This window comes from Bacillus sp. LR--39, assembly GCF_053613335.1.
In genome coordinates this window covers 1-530 of sequence record NZ_JBSIOT010001528.1, presented here as the reverse complement: position 1 = coordinate 530, position 530 = coordinate 1, and the positions used below count along the sequence as shown (strand labels likewise).

Genomic DNA, 530 nt, shown 5'->3' with positions numbered 1-530 from the left:
GCTCACACTGAGCGGCGGACAGCAGCAGCGGGTATCAATTACAAGGGCTTTCTGCTGTGACACGGATCTTATCGTAGCCGATGAACCGACCGGAAACCTTGATGAGGACACATCAAAAGAGATCGTACGGCTCTTTCAGGATCTGGCGCACAAGGAAAATAAATGCGTCATTATGGTGACGCACGATGAACAAATTGCAAAAGTGTCAGACATCAATATCAGACTTTCAAGAGGAAGCTTTACTGTGAAGGAAAACGTCGCAGTGGTATAACAAAACGCGCCTCTGCCAGTGCAGACAGGGGCGCACCCTATATCCCCCTTTTATATAGAAGTGAACATAAAAAGAGCGGCGGCTGCATCCCCCCGCTCTTTTTATCATTCCTTTGCTCCTGTCCCTTTTGACTTCTCTCTTCGTTTCTTTTTCCAAACAGCCACAATAAACAGAAAGAGCGGAAACAATAATTGAAAAGGCAAATGAATATACAGCGGCACCACGTTCAAGCCTTCGTTCAAGTGCTCTGAAAAGTTAG

1 protein-coding gene and 1 pseudogene are annotated in these 530 nt (G+C 46.2%); one reads left to right on the top strand and one right to left on the bottom strand.

The features are described from left to right. A partial coding sequence (locus tag ACWHAR_RS31585; RefSeq protein ID WP_452088992.1) for an ATP-binding cassette domain-containing protein occupies positions 1 to 271 on the top strand: 271 nt, incomplete at its 5' end. Between the two features lie 104 nt (positions 272 to 375). Here ACWHAR_RS31585 and ACWHAR_RS31580 read toward each other — a convergent pair. Beyond that, positions 376 to 530: pseudogene (locus tag ACWHAR_RS31580) on the bottom strand (spore gernimation protein KB); the annotation flags it as partial.